Consider the following 20692-nt stretch of genomic DNA (forward strand, 5'->3'; position numbering starts at 1 on the left):
AATCTGCTCGTGAGCACAAAAAAACGGGAGCCGTCCGCCGGGAAGGCGTGCGCTATTGCAGGCCTCTATATGTCGGAGGAACGGATCAAGATTCGGGAATGGAGACTTTTCTAGCACAATCGAAAGTTTCGCATGCGCGCGAGCGATTGCAAAGCGGAGCCTCTCTTTCTCATAGTCTGGCATGTCAAAGAAACACGATTCGAAATCGGAAAGCCTGTCTCTCAAAGAACTCTGGAAAAAAATTCGTCCTGAAAATCCTGGCCGTACAGCGTTCTGGGTCGGGGCGGCGATGGTTCTGCTTCTTGTAGAAAGCGGGACGACTGTTGCGACCCCCTGGCTATTCAGTCGGATGGTGTCGGCGTTGTCAGAGCATCAGGCGCTGCTGGCAGTCCCGTTCTGGCTGATTGGCCAGTATGCGATCATCCGTGTTGTTGCTGGCCTATCGACACCGCTGCGTGAAATGCTGATTGCTCCTATTGAAGCTGACCTGCAAAGGCGTGTTGCGCTGGTGGGACTGGAGCATCTTCACGCCATGAGCGTGCGGTTTCACCTTGATCGGCAGACGGGAGCTCTCACGAGGACACTGGATCGTGGCTCGGATGCGATTGGCACATTGCTCAGTCTTGTCCTCTTCAATGTTCTGCCAAACACCATCGAACTGTTGATGACGCTTTTCGTTGTGTTTCGGATCTTTGACTGGCGGTATGTCGTGGTGGCTGTCGGCGGGATCGGCGTTTATGCGGCTGTATCGTATGTTTTTACACGTATGCGAATGACGGCCCGGCGCGCGCGGAACACAGCCAACAGTCAGGCACAATACCAACTCGTTGACAGTATGCTGAACTTCGAGACAGTCCGCAGTTTTGCCAACAGTCATCAGGAAATTCTCCGCTACGACCGGTCGCGCGTCGCTCTGAAAAACGCTGAAATTCGTTTGAAACGATTGGTCGGCCTTTCCCAGATGGCGCGAAGCCTGCTGATTGCGGGCGCAACCGCGGTCATATTGTTGCTGGCCGCTCATGACATCGTGCAGCACAGGATTGGTGTCGCACAGTTCGTTCTGATCGGCAGTTATCTTCGAGGGCTCTATAGTTCTGTAGGAGCGCTGAATTACGTCAGTGCGGGCTGGAGAAATGCCCGGGTAGATCTTGAGAACTACCTTGAACTTCTTGGTACGCACTCAGAGATTGTTGAGGCAAAAAATCCGGTATCCCTGCCGGTCAAGCTTGCAACCGGTGGTCCAGCGTCGATCAGGTTCGAGCATGTTTCCTTTAGTTATGATCCGTCCCGTGAGATCTTGCATGACATTAATCTTGACGTTCCGGCAGGAACGTCTCTGGCGATTGTCGGTCATACGGGCTCGGGGAAATCGACGATTGGACGTTTGTTGACCCGTGCATACGATCCTACATCGGGTTCCATCTCTATTGATGGGAAAAACCTGCGGGATGTCGCGCTGGAAGACTTACAACGTGTGATTGGCACGGTCCCCCAGGATACCGTTCTGTTCAACGCGGGGATTGGCGAAAATATTGCCTATGGAGATCCGTCTGCTCCTGAATCTGCGGTCGAGCTCGCAGCGACCCGTGCGCAAATCCACGACTTTATTAATAAACTGCCAGAAAAATATGACACAGTCGTTGGAGAGCGGGGACTGAAACTCTCAGGAGGCGAAAAACAGCGCGTCGCAATTGCTCGTGTGCTTCTCAAGGACCCACGCATTCTGCTTCTTGATGAGGCGACGAGCGCGCTTGATACGTGGACGGAAGCCGCGATACAGCAGGAGTTGCGTGCGCTTTCTCTCTCCCGGACAACAGTGATCGTTGCGCATCGTCTGTCCACAGTGCAGGACGCCGATCAGATTGTTGTGCTGGATGCAGGCAGGGTAGTCGAACGCGGAACGCACACGGAATTGCTGCAAAAAGACGGTTATTATGCAAGAATGTGGTCGGTTCAGGCAGGAGAAGCGGTCATGAGGGCTTGACGAAAGCCCTCTCGTTCGCGATAAGCCGCGCCTGATTTACGGAACGCGCCGGGCCTCCGCTGTCCTGCGTCATCCAGCATCGAGGAAAGTGCTACCATGTCTCGCCGTTGCCAGGTCACGGGCAAGGGCGTGCTGACGGGCAATAACGTCAGCCACGCCAATAACAAGTCCCGCCGTCGTTTTCTCCCGAATCTGCAGGAGACCACGATGATCTCCGATATTCTTGGTTCGTCAGTGCGCATGCGCCTGTCCACCAACGGTATCCGTACGATCGAGCACAATGGTGGGCTGGATTCGTTCCTGCTGGGAACGCCAAACCGCAAGCTTCCTGAAGAAGCTCAGGTCATCAAGCGTCGTATCCTGCGCGTTCAGGAACGCAAGGCTGCACAGACCGCCTGAGAAATCTTCCCGGCTGATGTCGGGTCATAAAGATTACTCTTGAAAACCATGGCGGTCTGGGTCATTCAGCCGCCACTGGGACAAATCAGGTTCGGCTTTAACGAGCCGCAGCGGAGGTGTTTCAGTCCAGACTGAAACACCTTTTATTGTTTTTTGGAGGTTCTCCGTGTCCGAAAGCGTTCAGGAAGCCAAATCGGCTCTCTCGAAGATCCGCAATATCGGTATTACCGCACATATTGACGCTGGTAAGACCACCACGACCGAGCGCATCCTGTACTACACGGGTGTCTCCCATAAGATCGGTGAAGTGCACGACGGCAACACCACCACCGATTACATGGCACAGGAGCGTGAGCGCGGCATCACCATCACGTCCGCTGCCGTGACGTGTGAGTGGAACGACCACCGCATCAACATCATCGACACCCCGGGCCACATTGACTTCAACATTGAAGTGAACCGTTCGCTCCGCGTGCTCGATGGCGCCATCTTCGTCATCGAAGGTGTTGCTGGTGTGCAGCCGCAGTCCGAGACCAACTGGCGTCTTGCTGACCGCTACAACGTGCCGCGCATCATCTTCATCAACAAGCTCGACCGTACGGGTGCAGACTTCTACTACGCTTTCAGCACGCTGAAAGAGAAGCTGGACATCGTTGCAGTTCCGCTGCAGCTGCCGATCGGCGCTGAAGAAAATTTCGTTGGTGTTGTCGATCTGGTCGAGATGCGTGCCATCGTGTGGGAAGGCGGCGAACTCGGCGCCAAGTTCCACTACGAAGAGATCCCGGCTGACCTGAAGGAAAAGGCTGAGGAAGCTCGCCAGACCCTGCTTGACACTGCTCTTGCCGTTGATAACGACGCCATGGAAGAGTACTTCGAGAAGGGCGATGTTGACATCGCCACGCTGAAGAAGTGCATCAAGAAGGGTGCAATCTCCGGCGAATTCCGTCCTGTCATGTGCGGTACGGCGTTTAAGAACAAGGGCGTTCAGCCTCTGCTCGATGCCGTCATCGACTATCTTCCGGCTCCGGACGAAGTTGAAGGCATCCGTATTGCTCCGCCGGAAGGCGAAGAGGTTGACGAAGACTTCCTGCCGATCGTTCCTGTCGATCCGGATGGCAAGTTTGCTGGCCTGGCCTTCAAGATCATCTCCGACAAGTACGGCACGCTGACCTTCGTTCGCGTCTATCGCGGCGTTTTGAATGCTGGCGATACAATCCTGAACACGACCAAGGGTCACAAGGAACGCGTTGGCCGCATGTTCCAGATGCATGCTGACAAGCGTCAGGAAGTGAAGTCCGTTGGTGCGGGTGACATTGCTGCGTTCGTCGGTCTGAAGGACACGGTCACGGGTGATACGCTGGCTGATGCCGCTGATCCGGTGGTTCTGGAGCGTATGCAGTTCCCGGTTCCGGTTATCGACATCTCTGTCGAGCCGAAGACCAAGGACGGCGTCGAGAAGATGACGCTGGCACTGCAGAAGCTGACGGCTGAAGATCCGTCCCTGCACCTCAAGACCGATCAGGAAACGGGTCAGACCATCCTGTCGGGCATGGGTGAGCTTCACCTGGACATCATTGTTGACCGTCTGCGTCGTGAATACGGCGTTGATGCCAACATCGGTGCACCTCAGGTTGCTTATCGTGAGACGATCACGAAGCCGCACGTTGAGACCTACACCCACAAGAAGCAGTCTGGTGGTTCGGGTCAGTACGCTGAAGTCAAGATTGAGTTCGCTCCGTCTGACAAGCCGGACGAGATCATCTTCACCAACAAGGTCGTTGGCGGTACGGTTCCGAAGGAATACATCCCGGCTGTCGAAAAGGGCATCCGCATGCAGAGCACCACGGGTGTTCTCGCAGGCTTCCCGACGGTGGACTTCCAGTTCACGCTGCTCGATGGTAAGTACCATGACGTTGACTCGTCGGCTCTGGCCTTCGAAATCGCGGCCAAGGCTTGCTTCCGTGAAGGTATGAAGAATGCCGGTCCGGTCATTCTTGAGCCGATCATGGATGTTGAAGTCACGACCCCGAACGATCACGTTGGTGACGTTGTTGGCGATCTTAACCGTCGCCGCGGCATCATCCAGAGTCAGGAAACGTCTGGTTCGACCGTGATGATCCGTTCCCAGGTGCCGCTGAAGGAAATGTTCGGCTACATTTCCCATCTGCGTTCTGCAACGAAGGGGCGTGCATCCTTCACCATGCAGTTCCATCATTACGAGGCTGTTCCTCGTAACGTTGCTGAAGAAATCATGGCAAAGTCCGCCTGATTTTTTCGCTTCGGTGAGACATCTGACCCCGCCAGAGCAATCTGGCGGGGTTTTTTGTGCCTGTATTTCATAAGGATGCACCAATGCGTCTGCCTGACAGGCAGACATGCACTGTTGCTTGTTTTTCCTGCGAATAACCTTTTACACGCAGAATTTTTCCCTCGGAGTGGTAGCACTCAGGCATACCGGCCTCTGGTACACGCTATCCCGGGCTTGGAGAGGTAGGGTGGGCCCGTTTCGGTTGTCCAGATATGACCGCTTCGGCAAAAACTCTCACTGATCAGATCAGTGACAGGGTGGCATCAATCAAACCGTGCTGCATGTACGAGTTTGTGATTAACGGGTCCTGATAGAATTCTCGTTCGGGTAAGTTAGGGCGCCGAAGCATAAAAAAAGGCGACGAAAGGTTGCCCCGCCGTCGCCTTTTCTGAAAATGCTAGAGATCAGTGCAGATTGTCTGTCCGGCGGATAAACGCTGCGACATTGTCATGAAGCTGCTGCAGGGCTGCCGGGTCTACGTAGACCATGTGTCCGGACGAATACTGAGCGTATTCGATGTTCTTCTGAAGGCTGGTAGCCATCGGAAGATGCTTCATCTCGTAAATACCTTCGTAGTAAGGCGTTGCGAGATCGTAGTAGCCACCATTTAGCATCACATGCAGGTTCGGGTTCGTCTTGATTGCCATGGCAAGGTCGCTCATGACGTTGGGAACGCCCTTGGGCTGGTAGCCGTGTCCTGGCTGGGTGTGTTTGTTGTCCCAGTTCCCTTCAGGATTGAAGAGGCGGTAGGTTTCGTCTGTGCCGTACTTCAGAGTGTTTCGCACATAGTCATTGAAGACCGAAACATAGGCAGAACTGATAGCGCTGGACTGCGGATCGTAATCGGCTTCCTTCGTCATCGGATCAAGCGTTGGGCTGGAATACCGCGTATCGAGGCGACCTGTTGCCATTCCCGTTGCAGCCTGAAGCTGCTGTTCGAATTGGCCGCCGTTCACGCGGAGATCAGAGCGCAGAATATAGTCCACCGGCAGGCCAGTGTAGGTGTGGAGCTTCTCTGCGATGGCCTGACGCTCGCTTTCCGGCAGGTCTGCTCCCTGACGGAGGGCAACGGTATAATCCGTCACAGCAAAATGCTCGACTTCTTTCAGGAAGGCCTTCAGGTCCGGGTGCTGCTGTGGCAGGCAATGATGATACCACGCCGTTGCAGCATAGGTGGGTAGAGCGAGAACATAGGGGTCATCAACGCCAGGGTTGAACTGCGGTGCATCAGCGCTGTTGTCGTAATTCAGGATCTGGGAGAGCAGGATGACACCATTGAAATCGATGTTCTCTTCCTGCTCCAGATCATTGATGACGACTGCGGAGCGCATGGTGCCGTAGCTTTCGCCAAACAGGTATTTGGGCGAATTGTAGCGGTGGTACTTTGCAAGAAACTTCGAGATGAAGTGGGTGAATGCTTCTCCGTCACCATCGACACCAAGGAACTCCTTGGCTGCATCCTTGCCCGCAATGCGTGAGAAACCGGTTCCCGGAGCATCAACAAACACAACGTCCGACACGTCTAGTAGAGACTGGGGATTGTTGATGAGAGCGTAAGGCGCGGCGGGAAGATGCTGGTCACCAGGTGTGTTGACGCGGCGTGGGCCGAACGTGCCCATATGGACCCAGACAGACGCCGMCCCCGGCCCGCCGTTATACAGGAAGGTAATGGGACGTTTCGCGGATGGAACGCCATCCTTGAAGTAGGCGGTATAGAACATCGATGCGACAGGTGGGTTCTTGTCGCTGTCGTCTTTGCCGGCTTCAACCTTGATGCCGCGCTTGGTCAGAACCTCATTGGAATCATTGTATTCTGACCCGTGCACGAGAATAGTCCCGGCAACAGCCTGATAAGGAATGGTCGAGCCATCCACGACTACCGTGCCGCGTGTCACGCTGTCGGCATTGGGGGCAGGAGTGTCCTTGGCGGGTTCAGCGGCAAGAGCGGGTGTTACCATCATGGCAACACCCAGGAAGAGAGCCTTGCGAAGCATTCAGAAGGGCCTTGTGTTAAGTGTTCTGCCCTTCTCTAAACGCATAGCTGACTTGCAGACAAGCCAGATGTTATAATGTTTCGTTCTTAACCGAATGCACGGTTCGTATGCATGATCGCCACGCCGATTTCCCGTAGCAGATTGAACGAGCGTTCCAGTGGCTGGAAAATTTCCCGGTGTTCCCGGGCAAAGCCACTTTCTTCGCCCGCGTCGCCCGGCTCGCCAAAGTCCAGATTGGCCACGCTCGGGCCAGAGACCGGGAAGAGGTCATCCAGCAGATGCAGAGAGCGCGGGATATCCAGACACAGGATCAGGTTGGTGATGGAATCACGTGTCAGGCTATTGCGCGGACCAAAATAGGGAATACGCGTAGACAGAACCCACAGTCGATCAATCAGGGCAAAGCGGATGGCGTGCAGTAGCTTTTCACGGGGCTCCATACGCGGTGCATCCGGCCATGCGGCGCGCAGGGCAATATGATCCGTCTGGATGCGGCGGAACATTGCCGGTGCGCTCGTCCAGAAGCGCAGAACTTCCAGTCCATGGGAAATGGTCAGGAAATTCTGACGCTCTTCTTCGTCCTGCGCTTTGGATGCGCGATCCAGCCAGGTTCCCGGATCAAGCTGACGTATTGTTGCGCGCAGGACTTCCAGATCGGAGTGAGCCAAGGCCTGTCGGGCAAAGTCCATGGCTTCGCGGAAACGTGGCGAGCTGGTGACAAACTGCTCGAATGTTTCCGGATGACGCTGCGCCGCACTTCCAAGGCCGTGCAGCACATTGGCCCACCAGCCAAGCTGTTGAAGGATGGCATTGTTCGGGATGGCGCGTAGCTGACTTGGATGCGTGATGCGCGTCACTGTAGCGGCATCAGACTGGCGTGCAGAGGGACGGGAGCCTGTCTTGTCGATCAGGGATGGTCCAAAAGCACTCAATAGTGCCGCATATCCCGGATCGTTGACCAGAGCGCCCATGTCCAGCGCGATGGTCGAAAAGAAGTCTGCTGCAAAATCCGGGCGTTCATAGACTGGATCATTCACGCTCGTCGGAACGTGCGCCACATGCTCGGCCAATGTTGCAATCGTGGAGGCTGCAATGCTTCCTGTTCCGAACAATGTATAGCCGTCACCACCCTGAAATGCGGTTTCTACACGACAGCCGACGCCTGCATTCTGGAATGCAATCCGCGTTCTTGCCGGAGAAAAATAGTCCAGACGCTGACGAAGGCTGAAAGGATGGGCGCCGCGGCCGATGCTTTCGCCATGGGTGTCGAACAGTGTGAGGGCAACGTCCCCGAGATCATGTTCTTTCAAGAGGTCCAGCGTCCGCATCCGTAGCCGCTCAACCAGATTCGTGGCGGCTAACTGCCCGACATATCGACCCGAGTCCGAATAACCGAACTGGAGGGATAGTCTGCCATTCGCCCGCAGATAATCCCGCCAGTGTGGGGAGCGGAACGCTTCCTCAAGGATGGTCTCTCCGTTTTCGAGTGCGCTTTCCGTCTCGAAAAGAGGAGAAATTTCGATCTGATGATCCTGAATACCGAACAGGCGGGCGAGCCACAGCGTGGCCAGCAGCGTGTATCCGCTTTCTGTTTCAGCAATAAGGAAACGGATGGGGGAGCCGGTATCGATGTGCTTGAGAATCTGCGCCATCGTCATCATCAGGCGCGCGGCCGATGCCGGCTCGACGAGCAGAGAGCCAAAATCAACATGGCGCGCCGTTAGATCATCGAGGGCATCGTTGATTCGAGACAGCAGCACGCGACGGCGGGACGGAAGAGCCGGGTCGTCCGTCAGACCGAGGCGCGTTCTGGCAACATTGTAGATTTGGGCGGCATTCAGGCGCGTGTGGATGTGCGCAATACCAAGCCCGTGGCTCATGAACCCAGCCCGGAGCGTGCGCAGACGCAGGGCATCTGAAGCTTCCAGTCCCGATGCGGCGTCCCGGAAGAAGGGCTGAAGCTCTTTCGCGTCCAGCAGGGCTTTTTCCCGATGTGCGATCAGGGTCTGTGCAAAGTCGCGGATGTCTTCGGGGGTAGCACTTTTGCTTCTCGGACATGCGGCATGTTGTGTCCGGACCGCTTCCATGGCGCGGCGAACACGCATCGCCAGTGACGTATCCTGAAGGCGGAGTTCAGTCAGGCCCGATTCAAGACGTTCAAGCTGGGCAAGTTTGAGTTCCAGACGGATGCGGATTGTGTCCCACCAGCCAATGTCATTGCGCCCGTCTGTATCAAAACCAACCCAGCTTGCGAGAATGATGGGTGAGGGATCCACATGATCCGCCTCGTTCGCCCATCGGGATGTCATTTTTTCAATGAGAGATGTCGTGAGCTCATCAAGGGCATCGCGGCCGCGTAGAACAGCAGCCAAGGCGAGGGACTGCTCATCGGCAAGTGTTGGCGGTGCCGACCGGCGATGTGTTGTCAGGCATGGGAGAGGCGCTTCCGGATTGGAGGCACGTTCGGCCATGAGCGCATAGACATGGTCAGCCAGAGCAAATGTCGGGTGAGCTGTAAAGACAGCGGCAATTGCGGGTTTGGTCAGCGCTTCGGGAGAAGGGGCCTGCTCGACCAGTTTCGCCGCGACCTGCTTGAGACGTTCTGTCGGATTTGCGTCTTCAAGGCCAACATAGTGCCGAAGATGGGCTGCACGCTGGGAGAAGTATTCATCCCGCAGTGTTCGAACTGTGTGTTCCAGTTCCTCGATTTTCTCGCCTTTTCCGATGGACAGTTCATCACCAATGGAGGCAATCAGATCACCCAGGCCGTTGCGTTCCTGTGTAAGGCGCGTGGTCATGGCGTCGATGCGGTCGGAAAGGGATGTGTCGTGCCGGGAGGCGCAGTCAGACATCGGGAGCAGTCTCGCTTCTGCGGGAGGTAAATTGAAAACGGGCAAGTTATGTTCCATGCCCGGCCTGTAAGCGCAACCTTGTTGCGGACGCGACAGTGCGTCCGGATGATGCTATCGGAGGCTTCATGCATCCGGATATGAAGAAAGATGTCAGTCAGGCCATTCCGCAGAAGGGATCTTCGCCAACAAGATTGGCCGGAGGCCTTCTGATCGGGATGGGCGCGCTTGCCACAGGCACGACCTATCTGGCTGCAAGACATTTCCACGATGAGAGTCTGGCGTTAGGCGTGCTCCGGGCAGGCTCACGAGCGGGCGTTGTCGGTGGTCTGGCGGACTGGTTTGCTGTAACGGCTCTGTTCCGACATCCGATGGGGCTTCCTATTCCTCATACGGCTATCCTTCCTAGACAGAAGGTACGGTTAGGGCAGGCGCTGGGTCGGTTTGTGTCCGGTCAGTTCTTTACGGATGCCGACGTTCATCGGGCCCTCTCCAAGATTGATCTGCCAGGTTTGATCGCGGACGCTCTCAGCGAGCCATCTACCCGACAGACACTTGTCGCCACGCTGCGCGCCAGTATCCCCAGCCTGTTTGATCGCCTTGAGGACGGTCGGGCGAGTGCTGCTCTATCGCGCGCGCTGCCGGTCCTGCTCAATGGTGAGGAAATCGCGCCACTCGTCTCTCGCGCCATGAGGGCGATGGTGGACAGTGAGATGCATCAGGAAGTGCTCTCTTTCCTTCTGGCAAAGCTCAAGGCCACGGTCGCCGCCAAGGAAGGTGATCTGAGGCAGTTCGTCGAGGAGCGGGTGCGTGAGCAGGGGGGGCGCTTCCTCGGCTGGGCCATTGGCGGATCGGTTGCCAATCGGGTTCTGACGGCTCTTCAGGCTGAAATTGAACGGATCGATCCGATGGACTCGGATATTCGGCATGGCTTCACGACGTGGGTGCGGGCTGAAATCGATCGGATGGAAACGGATCCGGATCGCCGACAGGATCTGACCCGAGCGATTGGCTCAGTTCTCACGCATTCCAGCCTAAAGGCCTGGAGCGGCGAACTCTGGGAGCGCGTCCGCCGGATGGCAGAAGAAGATTGCGCAAAAGAGGACGGTTGGAGTGCCTCTGTTCTGGATACGGCGATTACCGGTCTGGCAACGTCCATGCGTGAAAATGATCCGCTGAGAGATCGCATCAACACGACCGTGGAGCGCATGGTCTCGAAGCTGCTTCCTGGCGTCAGAGACAAGCTCTCCGGGTTCATCGCTAACGTCATGGCAGGATGGGATGGCGATGACCTTGCGCGCCGTCTGGAAGCACGTGTAGGGCGGGATCTGGCCTATATTCGCGTTAACGGGACTGTCGTCGGGTTTTTGGCTGGAGCTGGCCTTGATCTGATCTCCCGCCTGTTTTTCGGTGTCTGAAGAGGCTATAACTCCGTTTAAGACATCACAAACTTCTTGACCTTTGTGACAGCATGGGTCATCTGGAACCTAATCAGGACTTCATAAGTCTTGAATGAATGTAATGTGAGTGTGCAAGCTATGCTGAGGCTCTCCAAACTAGCCGATTATGCCACCGTCCTCCTTGTCCACCTCGGACAGCACGAGGGTCTGGCAACAGCCGCCGCGCTGGCAGGAGAGACCGGAGTACCCGAGCCAACCGTTGCAAAGCTGCTTAAGGGGCTGGCTTCGAGCGGACTCGTCATCTCTCATCGAGGGGCCCGTGGCGGTTACCGGCTGGCAGGTGCGCTGGAAGAGATTACGATCGCCACGGTTATTGCCGTTGTTGATGGTCCGATCTCGATCACAGCCTGCTGTGATGGTCGGGAGTGCGAGCATAGCTCCCTGTGTGGCCTTTCTGGGCAGTGGGACATGGTAAATGACGCCATTCTCCGAACGCTCAACAGTATTACGCTTGCGGATATGAATCGACATTCCGTTCTACATAGCGGGAAGGCGCCCAAGGAGCCTTCTCTCGACACTACCGGCGCCGGGCCAGTCCCCGTGGCTGATCCGGTCAACTGAGGACACCAAATCATGCCAGCTGTGACGGAGACCCGCGAGACAGTCGAAAAGCTCGCGAAGTCCAGTTACGAGTGGGGCTTCGAGACTGATATCGAAATGGATATCGCTCCCAAGGGCCTGAATGAAGATACGGTTCGTCTGATCTCGGAGCGTAAGAGAGAGCCTGAGTGGATGCTGGAATGGCGTCTCAAGGCTTTCCGTATGTGGCTGGAAATGAAAGAGCCTGAATGGGCCAAAGTCAGTCACCCTCCGATTGATTATCAGGATGCGCATTACTTCGCTCAGCCTAAAAAGAAGCCTGGCCCGAAAAGTCTGGATGAAGTCGATCCCGAGCTTCTCAAAACCTATGCCAAGCTAGGCATTCCGCTGCATGAGCAGGCGTTGCTGGCTGGTGTAGAAGGTGCTGAAGATCAGAAGCGTCTTCCTGTTGCTGTTGACGCTGTTTTTGACAGCGTGTCGGTTGCGACAACCTTCCGCAAGACGCTTGAAGAAGCCGGTGTCATCTTCTGCCCGATTTCAGATGCTATTCGGGAACATCCGGATCTCGTAAAGCAGTATCTTGGTTCGGTTGTGCCAGCCGCTGACAATTTCTTTGCGGCACTGAATTCCGCCGTCTTTACAGATGGGTCGTTTGTGTTCGTTCCAAAGGGTGTGCGTTGCCCGATGGAACTCTCCACATACTTCCGAATCAATGCCCGCAATACCGGCCAGTTCGAGCGGACCCTGATTATCGTCGAAGATGGCGCGAGCGTCTCTTATCTGGAGGGGTGTACAGCTCCCCAGAGAGATGAAAACCAACTTCATGCGGCGGTTGTCGAGCTGATTGCGATGGATGATGCGTCCATCAAGTACTCTACGGTGCAGAACTGGTATCCGGGAGATGATGAAGGTCGCGGTGGCATTTATAACTTCGTGACGAAGCGGGGAGCCTGCCGCGGCGCACGGTCCAAGATTTCCTGGACGCAGGTTGAAACCGGTTCTGCGATTACGTGGAAGTATCCCTCCTGCGTTTTGGCAGGCGAGGGCTCGGTTGGCGAATTTTACTCCGTTGCTGTGACCAACAATCACCAGCAGGCCGATACAGGTACGAAAATGATTCATCTGGCGCCGAATACGCGCTCGACGATCATTGCCAAGACCATTTCGGCCGGCCGCTCTGACAGCACATATCGTGGTCTTGTTCGTATGCAGCCGAAGGCCCGCAATGCGCGCAATTTCACGCAGTGCGACAGTCTTCTGATTGGTGATCAGTGTGGTGCACATACGGTTCCGTATATCGAGAGCCGCAACATGACCGCGCGTATCGAGCACGAAGCAACGACGTCTAAAATCTCCGAAGACCAGCTTTTCTACTGTCGCTCTCGCGGGCTTTCTGAAGAAGACGCAGTTGGTTTGATTGTTAACGGATTTTGCCGCGAGGTGCTCAAGGAGCTGCCAATGGAATTCGCGGTCGAGGCTCAGAAGCTACTCCAGGTCAGCCTCGAAGGAAGTGTGGGTTAAGACATGAATGATTTTCTCAAGATCCAGGGTCTCGAAGCACGCATTGATGCCGATGGGACGCCAAAGGAAATCCTGAAAGGGATCGACCTCGAAATTCCAAAGGGCGAAATCCATGCCATCATGGGCCCAAATGGCTCCGGCAAATCTACGCTCTCCTATGTCCTTTCCGGCCGCGATGACTACGAAGTAACAGGCGGGAGCGCGACCTTTAAAGGCCAGGATCTTCTAGCTCTGGACCCGGAAGAGCGTGCTGCTCTGGGCGTGTTTCTCGCATTCCAGTCTCCCGTCGAGCTGCCGGGCGTCAATAACGCCAATTTTCTGCGGACAGCCGTAAATGCTGTGCGCCGTGCGCGTGGTGAAGACGAACTGGACGCTGTTGCGTTCCTGAAGGCCGTGCGAGCTGAGACTAAGCGTCTGTCCATGTCTGACGAAATGCTCAAGCGTGCGGTTAATGTCGGCTTCTCCGGCGGTGAGAAGAAGCGCAATGAAGTGCTCCAGATGCGCTTGCTGCAGCCCTCTTTCGCTATTCTCGACGAGACGGACAGTGGTCTGGATATTGATGCCCTGCGTATCGTTGCAGATGGCGTGAATTCTCTTCGCGGGCCTGACTTCTCGGCACTTGTCATCACGCATCATCAGCGTCTGCTCGATTACATCGTTCCTGACCGCGTGCATGTTATGGCCAAGGGCAAGATCATCTACAGTGGTGGTCCGGAAGTGGCGAAGACGCTTGAGAAGCAGGGCTACACCCAGTTCCTCGAGGCTGCAGCGTGAGTACAGGGACAGCAGTTCAGTCGTCCCCAGCCCTGAGCGCTTTCGTCGGGCGTGCAGCGGGACATGGCTCTGTTCTGGCTGAGCGCGGGATTCCCACGCGGCGTGTCGAGGCATGGCGATATACGCCCCTGCGGGCCTTTACGGAAACGGTTTGGAACGAAGCGTCTGCACTGTCGGATCACGACGTGCAGTCGCTGTTGGATGCGCTGGCGTTGCCAGAGGCGGAAAGCCGTGCGGTTTTCGCGAATGGGCAAGAAGCTGCATCTCAAACACGCCTTTCGGAAAATCTTGTTCGTTCGCAGGGTGAAGCCGTTGATCCGTTAGAGGACCGCTTTTCGGCTATTCTCAACGCAGCCCTGCGTCAGGATGGTTTGTCCATTCGCGTGCCTGCGGGCGTTGCTGCTGGAACGCTGGTCCTCGTTTCCCTCACCTCAGGGAACGCCATTTCCACACATCTGCGCCATCAGATTGTTCTCGAAGACGGTGCATCTCTGACGGTCTTCGATGTTAACGCAGGGGACGGTCGGTATGTGACCAACCCGCGGTTTGACATTGTGGTTGGGAAGGGCGCCCAGTTGAATCACGTCAAACTGCAGCGTGAGGGCGCAAACGCGGGGCATCTTGCTCTTGTTTATGCATCCGTGGACGCGAACGGAAACTACGACAGCTTTACCCTGAATCAGGGTAGTGAGCTGGCGCGGCACGAAGTTGTTGCGACGCTGACCCAAGCCCATGCACAGGTCCATGTGAACGGAATTCAGATCGTGGATGGCACGCGCCTGAACGATCTGACGTCTATGATTCATCATGCAGCGCCTGATTGTGGGTCGCGCCAAACGGTTAAGACTGTGCTCTCTGAGAGCGGACAGGGCGTGTTCCAGGGCAAGATTCTCGTCGATCGTGTTGCCCAGAAGACTGACGGCTATCAGATGAATCAGGCACTTCTTCTGTCAGAGAAAGCGCAGATTAACAGTAAGCCTGAGCTGGAAATTTACGCGGATGACGTGAAGTGCAGCCATGGCGCCACTGTGGGGGCACTGGATGACGAGCAGCTTTTCTATCTGCGCTCTCGTGGTGTGCCAGAAGCAGAAGCGCGCATTATTCTCGTTCAGGCCTTCCTTCTGGATGCACTTGATCTCGTAACAGACGAGACCCTGCGCGACGTACTGATCCGGAGCATCACAGCATGACGCCGGCTGTACGCGCGCAGTTTCCGATCCTGTCTGAGCAGGTGCATGGTCGTCCGCTCGTCTTTCTCGACAGTGCCGCTTCAGCCCAGAAGCCGGAATGCGTGATCGAAGCTATGCGCGATGCGGCGTATCATCAGTACGCCAACATTCATCGCGGCTTGCACTGGATGAGTGAGCGGACAACAGAAGCTTACGAACGTACGCGTGATGCTGTCGCAGGGCTCATTAATGCGCCAGACCGCCATGAAGTTGTCTTCACGCGAAACAGTACAGAGGCCATCAATCTGGTGGCGCACAGTCTTGGCTCACTGATGAAGCCAGGGCAGGCGGTTCTGATTTCGGAACTGGAGCATCACGCCAATATTGTCCCATGGCTCATGCTGCGGGACCGGGTTGGTATCGAACTCCGTGTAGCCCCAATGGATGAGAGTGGTGACATCGATCTTGAGGCGTATGAAGCGCTTCTGGATGACGGCAATGTCGCTCTTGTGTCCATCACGCATATGTCGAATGTGCTGGGGACCGTCACACCTGCCAAAAAACTGGCAGAAATCGCCCATGCTCACGGCGCGCGCATCCTGTTTGATGGGTCGCAGTCTGTCGTACATCGGAAAATCGATGTGCAGGATATCGGAGCAGACTTTTTTACCTTCACTGGCCATAAGCTTTATGGGCCAACAGGTATCGGCGTACTCTGGGGAAAGCGGGAGCTTCTAGATGCCATGCCGCCGTTCCTGGGTGGGGGCGAGATGATCCAGAATGTCTCTTTCGAGCGTGCGACCTGGGCGACTGTCCCTCATAAATTCGAAGCGGGAACCCCTGCCATTCTGGAAACGATTGGTCTGGGCGCGGCCGTTAAGTTCGTGGAGGGGATTAGCTATGACGCTATCTCTCGTCACGAAACAGCTTTGACCACATATGCCGAGCAGCGTCTGGGCGAGGTTGAAGGGCTTAAAGTTCTTGGGTCTCCGCGGGTTCGCGGTGGTGTTCTGTCCTTCGTGATGGACGGCGCTCATCCCCATGATCTGGCTACCTTGCTGGATCAGTTGGGAATTGCGATCCGTGCTGGTCAGCATTGTGCAGAGCCGCTTGTCCGTCGTCTCGGTGTGCATGCTACGGCACGCGCCAGCTTCGGTATTTACACGACACAGGATGAGATTGACGTCCTGATCACAGGCCTTGAACGGGCACGGAAGATGCTCACATGAGTGATGCCATGACCGAACACCACCCCATTGATGAGAGCACTCCCGTAACAGGTGAGGGCACCGGCCCGGACCAGGACGCTGTTATAGCGGCCATAGCGACCGTTTATGACCCGGAAATTCCGGTAAACATTTATGAGTTGGGCCTGATCTACGCGATTGACCTGCATGATGACGGCCGGGTCAACGTGGAAATGACCCTGACGGCTCCCAATTGTCCGAGTGCTCAGGAACTGCCGGAAATGGTGCGTGACGCCATTCTGAAAGTGCCAAATGTGACGAATGCCACTGTGGAAATCGTATGGGATCCGCCATGGGACATGAGCCGCATGAGTGATGATGCGCGTCTTGCGCTTAATATGTTCTGATCTGAGGGGCAAAAGTCATGTCTGAAACCCTGACACGTCGACCACTTCCCGCTCTGATGTCTGTGTCTGATCGTGCTGCTGAGAGGCTGCGCGTTCTCTATGCCGGCGCTCATCAGGGACAACTTTTACGCATTGGTGTCGGTACGCGAGGCTGCTCAGGCCTGTCTTACGAAATGACTTTTGTGGATGAGCCAGCCGTAACGGACGAGCGCGTAGAAGACCAAGGTGTGACCCTGCTTGTTGATCGCAAGGCCACACTTTTTTTGACGGGAACAGTCATGGACTACGAGATCAAGGATCTCGAAGCCGGATTTACCTTCAGGAATCCAAATGAGAAGGGACGTTGTGGCTGCGGCGAGAGTTTTCACGTTTGATCCGTTTAGGATCACGTGAAAATACCAGAACCGTTTCCACTTCTGTGGACCAGAGGAACTGGTCCACAATTGTCCAGTTCAGGACTGAATAGCCTGCCTCTTTTAATGCGCGGCCATCTTTTTCCAACGCAGCAGGATTACAGCTCACATACACGATGTCTTTAACGCCAGATTTGGCGAGTGGCATTGTCTGTGCACCAGCACCAGCATAAGGCGGATCAAGAACGACAGTTCGCGTTGACTTCAGATCCTGAGGCAGAAGAGGCTGACGCATAAGATCACGATGGAATCCGTCCACCCGTCGGCCGCCTGCTGCTGCCTTTAAGCAAGTTGCAGCAGCAAGATCGCCTTCATACGCTATTACGCGGCCTTTTTCCGACATAGGGAATGTCAGAGTACCGCAGCCTGCGAAAAGCTCGACTGTGATATCTTTTTTGTTGAGTGGCGGAAGCCCATCAACAACAGCCTGTACAATGGCATTTTCCGCATCTTCAGTCGCCTGAAGAAAGGCAGCAGGAGGCGGAGTAATTTCCACGCTTCCAAATGCTTCCTTGACTGCCCGCGTCTGTGAGACCGTTTCAATAGAACGGTCTTTCGGGTTTTGCCATGAAATCCGCGGCAGTCCGTGTTGCCTCCCGAAGGCGGCAAGTTTCGTACGGTCAGCGGTAGTCAACTCAGCTGGCGTCGAAAGCGTCAGGTCTGGGCCACTATCCAGAAGATTGAGGACTAAGCCTCCGCGGCCGGTCAACGCACCCAGAGAAGACAGGACCTCACGAAGTGGCTTCAGCAAAGCAAAAAGGGTCGGGTGCAGGACATGACACTCCGTCATATCCACCGGATCGCCATTGCGTCGATGAAGCCCGAGGATAACGCCGCCTGGAATACGCTGGATCGCGAGGTCCATGCGTCGGCGCGTGTATGACGGGGTTTGATAACGCTGCGGAACAGGAAGATCTTCAAAGCCTGCTGCGGTGAGAGCTTCAGCGACTCGCGTTGTCTTCCAATCCAGCAGCGCAGGTAATGACATCTGTTGAATCGCACAGCCACCGCATTCGCCAAAGAGAGTGCACGGAGGTGCAACTCTATCTGACGACGGAGCCGTAATTTCAATCAGTTCCGGACGCGTACCAGAAAAGCGGGCTAGCACTTCCTCTCCTGGCAACGTGCCAGGAATAAAAAGAACATGCCCGTCGTGATGAGCAACGCCGTCAGCCGCAGCGCCTAAACCTTCAATCCGGAGGGGAAAAGCTCCGGTCCCGGGGTTATTCATCACCGTAATGACGAGCATCGTGCTGAACGGGAAGGGTCAGGTCTGTTTCGGCTGCCACCGACAGCCTGTGTCGCCGAGGCACCAGCATGAATGCAGGTGTATCCCCACCGAAGCCTGTCTTTGGCGCATCGTTTTCGAAGGCAGGGGCAAGTTCAACGGACTGGCGATCGTGAGGAGCAGGCTGTGCAACGGGTGTTGCAACAGACTGTGGCGCGTTTGCCACCTGTGTCTCGTCACGATCCGTACGATTGCGCTTGCGGCCTCCGCGTCGGCGCTTGTTACGGCGCTGTCCTTCCGATTCGTCCTCAATGCTGGATTCTTCGGAAGCCTGCGATGGGAGTGCCTGCTTAGGTGTCTGAATCAGACGACCATTTTCGTCTTCCTGAGCCCAGTCAACGGACTGTATTCCGGCGAATTCCAGACGGGGAATAACCTTCCCTGTCAGGGTTTCAATCGCGTCGAGGAGGCGGCGATCACGCGGTCCAGCAATGCTGAAGGCATGACCATGCTTGCCGGCACGACCAGTGCGTCCAATGCGATGCACATAGTCTTCCGCATTGAACGGCAGATCAAAATTGAAAACATGCGACAGACCGCCGATGTCAATTCCACGCCCGGCAACGTCAGAGCAGACCAGAATCTTCAGCTCGCCAGACTTGAAGCTATCAAGCGTCGAAAAGCGTAAGGACTGTGCAAGATCGCCATGCAGATGGCCTGCGGCGAATCCATGCTTCGTCAGATAACGCTGGAGCATATCGACGTCGCGCTTGCGATTACAGAACACAATGGCGTTCTGAACATTCTGCGCCTGAAGCAGCTTACGCAGTGCCCGGCGCTTCTCGTCTTCTTCGACGACGATCAGGCCTTCTTCAATCGTGGTCGCGACAGAAGATGGACGGGAGACCGTGATCTGTACCGGATTTCTCAGGAACGCATCTGCAAGGCGACGAATTTCCGGCGCCATAGTGGCGGAGAAGAAAAGCGTCTGACGATTTGCGGGCAGCAGGCTGACGATTTTTTCAATATCGGGAATGAATCCCATATCGAGCATACGGTCAGCTTCGTCGATAACGAGCGTGCTTGTCTGCGTCAGCAGCAGGCCGCCGCGTCCGAATAGATCGAGAAGACGTCCCGGAGTCGCAATCAGGACGTCCACGCCACGGTTCAGAACTTCGCGTTGTTCTGCCATGCTTTCACCGCCGATCAGCAGTGCATGGGTCAGGCGTAAGTGCTTGCCGTAAAGCTTGAAATTATCTGCAACCTGGAGGGCCAACTCACGTGTCGGCTCAAGAATGAGCGAACGCGGCATTCTGGCCCGAGCGCGAGAACCAGACAGCTTCTCAATCATCGGAAGGGTGAAAGACGCAGTTTTTCCGGTGCCGGTTTGGGCAACACCCAGAACGTCGTGTCCCTTCAGAACTTCAGGAATAGCCTGAGCCTGAATAGGAGTCGGATGCTCGTAACCGAGTTCCTGAATGGCGCGCATGATGGCGTCAGAAAGGCCCAGATCAGCAAAGCGCGGACGGTCTTCTGAGGTCTCAACAGCGACTACAACTTCAGCTTGTGCCGGCTCAGCTTTAATCTCAGCGACCACTTCCGGAATAGCTGGCGCAGTTACCGGAGCTTCAGCCTCGGGCCGAATCTTCCTAGGGCGTCCACGACGAGCTGGTGCTTTCGCTGGAGCCTCTGCTGCCTCTACCAGAGGAGCAACTTCAGGACGTGCCTCGGCTTCTGCTGGTTCAGGTGCGGATACCTCGGCTGCGACAGCAGCTTTGGGTTTGCGCCCGCGACGTGGCTTCGGTGTCTCTGGTGGCTCCAAGACTTCAGGTGTAGCCTCAGTAGCAACGACTTTCGGTTTACGACCGCGCTTTTTGGGAGTAGGCGCTGCGACTTCTTCAACGACAGCGTCACTAACGACTTTCGGCTTGCGACCGCGGCGCTTGGGCGCAGGAGTTTCGGTTGCTTCCGGGGCAACAGCTTCGACGGACTCGGTTGTTTCCGGAGCTGGCTTGCGTGCCTTGCGGCGAGGAGTGCTCACAGTGTCGGTATCAACCGTCTCGCTCTTGGGGCGACGGCCACGACGTACTGGGGCAACTTCAGCAGTTTCTGGTGCGCTTTCCTCTTCGGAGATTGCAACTGCCTTCGTGCGCCGACGAGAAGGTGTTGCGGTGTTGGCAACGGCTTCTGTCTCGGTCTTTTGAGCTGCGGGACGACGGCCGCGAGGCTTCTTTTCAGCTACGACCGGCTCAGGAGTAGCCGAATCGGCATCTTCCGTTTCGATCGGGGAATTCTTGATTGCCTTCGCACGGCTGCCTACGGGGCGTCCGCGTTTTGCAGGGGCAGAGGTACGGGGCTTGGAAGGACCGGAGGTCGTTTTCGCGCTCAAATGACTCTCGAGACTCTCGTTGACGGTACAGACCTGACGGAATGGACCGGAGTTGAGGGCGGGCACATGT

At 55.9% G+C, this 20692-nt stretch carries 15 protein-coding genes; 11 read left to right on the forward strand and 4 right to left on the reverse strand.

What is annotated here, in order from left to right; translation table 11 throughout:
• Window positions 1-181: 181 nt before the first annotated feature.
• The 3 genes from KP702_RS07370 to fusA all read left to right on the forward strand — a co-directional run bounded on the left by KP702_RS07370 (window position 182) and on the right by fusA (window position 4652).
• Window positions 182-1984 (forward strand): ABC transporter ATP-binding protein/permease, encoded by a 1803-nt coding sequence (locus tag KP702_RS07370; RefSeq protein ID WP_215768724.1) that lies wholly within the window; start codon window positions 182-184, stop codon window positions 1982-1984.
• 96 nt (window positions 1985-2080) lie between these two features.
• Window positions 2081-2383 (forward strand): 50S ribosomal protein L28, encoded by a 303-nt coding sequence (rpmB, locus tag KP702_RS07375; RefSeq protein WP_007282133.1) that lies wholly within the window; start codon window positions 2081-2083, stop codon window positions 2381-2383.
• Window positions 2384-2549: 166 nt separating this feature from the next.
• Window positions 2550-4652, forward strand: a complete 2103-nt coding sequence (fusA, locus tag KP702_RS07380) for an elongation factor G (RefSeq protein WP_202207330.1) — start codon at window positions 2550-2552, stop codon at window positions 4650-4652.
• A 443-nt stretch (window positions 4653-5095) separates the two neighbouring features.
• Here fusA and KP702_RS07385 read toward each other — a convergent pair whose 3' ends face one another.
• Together KP702_RS07385 and KP702_RS07390 are read right to left on the reverse strand one after the other, a co-directional pair.
• On the reverse strand, window positions 5096-6685 hold the full coding sequence (locus KP702_RS07385; RefSeq protein WP_215768725.1) for a S10 family peptidase: 1590 nt from the start codon (window positions 6683-6685) through the stop codon (window positions 5096-5098).
• Window positions 6686-6771: 86 nt separating this feature from the next.
• Window positions 6772-9537 carry a phosphoenolpyruvate carboxylase gene (locus KP702_RS07390; protein ID WP_252348598.1) on the reverse strand — a complete coding sequence of 922 codons (2766 nt, stop codon included), beginning with the start codon at window positions 9535-9537 and terminating at the stop codon, window positions 6772-6774.
• A 95-nt stretch (window positions 9538-9632) separates the two neighbouring features.
• On the opposite strand from KP702_RS07390, the gene KP702_RS07395 reads away from it, so the two are divergent.
• From KP702_RS07395 to KP702_RS07430, 8 genes are all read left to right on the forward strand, one after another.
• The gene (locus tag KP702_RS07395; RefSeq protein ID WP_237389940.1) at window positions 9633-10952 is read left to right on the forward strand and encodes a DUF445 domain-containing protein; all 1320 of its coding nucleotides are present in this window, start codon (window positions 9633-9635) and stop codon (window positions 10950-10952) included.
• Between the two features lie 120 nt (window positions 10953-11072).
• Window positions 11073-11555, forward strand: coding sequence for an SUF system Fe-S cluster assembly regulator (locus KP702_RS07400; RefSeq protein ID WP_202207598.1), 483 nt, complete (start codon window positions 11073-11075; stop codon window positions 11553-11555).
• A 12-nt stretch (window positions 11556-11567) separates the two neighbouring features.
• A complete protein-coding gene (sufB, locus tag KP702_RS07405) occupies window positions 11568-13055 on the forward strand; it encodes a Fe-S cluster assembly protein SufB (RefSeq protein WP_046901415.1) in 1488 nt (495 codons plus the stop codon).
• A 3-nt stretch (window positions 13056-13058) separates the two neighbouring features.
• The gene (sufC, locus tag KP702_RS07410) at window positions 13059-13829 is read left to right on the forward strand and encodes a Fe-S cluster assembly ATPase SufC (RefSeq protein ID WP_064273144.1); all 771 of its coding nucleotides are present in this window, start codon (window positions 13059-13061) and stop codon (window positions 13827-13829) included.
• Window positions 13826-15019: a Fe-S cluster assembly protein SufD gene (gene sufD / locus KP702_RS07415; protein WP_202207333.1), complete on the forward strand. Its 1194-nt coding sequence runs from the start codon at window positions 13826-13828 to the stop codon at window positions 15017-15019. The genes sufC and sufD overlap by 4 nt, the downstream gene beginning before the upstream one ends.
• Window positions 15016-16227, forward strand: coding sequence for an aminotransferase class V-fold PLP-dependent enzyme (locus tag KP702_RS07420; protein WP_215768727.1), 1212 nt, complete (start codon window positions 15016-15018; stop codon window positions 16225-16227). The genes sufD and KP702_RS07420 overlap by 4 nt, the downstream gene beginning before the upstream one ends.
• Window positions 16224-16592, forward strand: a complete 369-nt coding sequence (locus KP702_RS07425; protein WP_215768728.1) for an SUF system Fe-S cluster assembly protein — start codon at window positions 16224-16226, stop codon at window positions 16590-16592. Before KP702_RS07420 ends, KP702_RS07425 begins: the two co-directional genes overlap by 4 nt.
• Window positions 16593-16609: 17 nt before the next feature.
• On the forward strand, window positions 16610-16966 hold the full coding sequence (locus KP702_RS07430) for an iron-sulfur cluster assembly accessory protein (protein WP_046901420.1): 357 nt from the start codon (window positions 16610-16612) through the stop codon (window positions 16964-16966).
• On the opposite strand, the gene KP702_RS07435 is transcribed toward KP702_RS07430, so the two are convergent.
• Both KP702_RS07435 and KP702_RS07440 read right to left on the reverse strand, forming a co-directional pair.
• Window positions 16911-18236: a class I SAM-dependent RNA methyltransferase gene (locus KP702_RS07435; protein ID WP_252348617.1), complete on the reverse strand. Its 1326-nt coding sequence runs from the start codon at window positions 18234-18236 to the stop codon at window positions 16911-16913. The two genes, KP702_RS07430 and KP702_RS07435, sit on opposite strands and share 56 nt — an antisense overlap.
• Window positions 18229-20688, reverse strand: coding sequence for a DEAD/DEAH box helicase (locus KP702_RS07440; RefSeq protein WP_373687835.1), 2460 nt, complete (start codon window positions 20686-20688; stop codon window positions 18229-18231). The genes KP702_RS07435 and KP702_RS07440 overlap by 8 nt, the downstream gene beginning before the upstream one ends.
• Window positions 20689-20692 lie beyond the last annotated feature (4 nt).

Origin of the sequence: Gluconobacter sp. P5B12, assembly GCF_018812035.1 — a bacterium.
In the GTDB taxonomy this organism is placed as follows: Bacteria; Pseudomonadota; Alphaproteobacteria; order Acetobacterales; family Acetobacteraceae; genus Gluconobacter.

Coding starts and splice junctions, on each gene's coding strand:
- sufB (WP_046901415.1), top strand. CDS start 11,568: ATGCCAGCTGTGACGGAGACCCGCGAGACAGTCGAAAAGCTCGCGAAG.
- KP702_RS07420 (WP_215768727.1), top strand. CDS start 15,016: ATGACGCCGGCTGTACGCGCGCAGTTTCCGATCCTGTCTGAGCAGGTG.
- KP702_RS07400 (WP_202207598.1), top strand. CDS start 11,073: ATGCTGAGGCTCTCCAAACTAGCCGATTATGCCACCGTCCTCCTTGTC.
- KP702_RS07425 (WP_215768728.1), top strand. CDS start 16,224: ATGAGTGATGCCATGACCGAACACCACCCCATTGATGAGAGCACTCCC.
- KP702_RS07430 (WP_046901420.1), top strand. CDS start 16,610: ATGTCTGAAACCCTGACACGTCGACCACTTCCCGCTCTGATGTCTGTG.
- rpmB (WP_007282133.1), top strand. CDS start 2,081: ATGTCTCGCCGTTGCCAGGTCACGGGCAAGGGCGTGCTGACGGGCAAT.
- KP702_RS07435 (WP_252348617.1), bottom strand. CDS start 18,236: ATGAATAACCCCGGGACCGGAGCTTTTCCCCTCCGGATTGAAGGTTTA.
- sufC (WP_064273144.1), top strand. CDS start 13,059: ATGAATGATTTTCTCAAGATCCAGGGTCTCGAAGCACGCATTGATGCC.
- KP702_RS07370 (WP_215768724.1), top strand. CDS start 182: ATGTCAAAGAAACACGATTCGAAATCGGAAAGCCTGTCTCTCAAAGAA.
- KP702_RS07390 (WP_252348598.1), bottom strand. CDS start 9,537: ATGTCTGACTGCGCCTCCCGGCACGACACATCCCTTTCCGACCGCATC.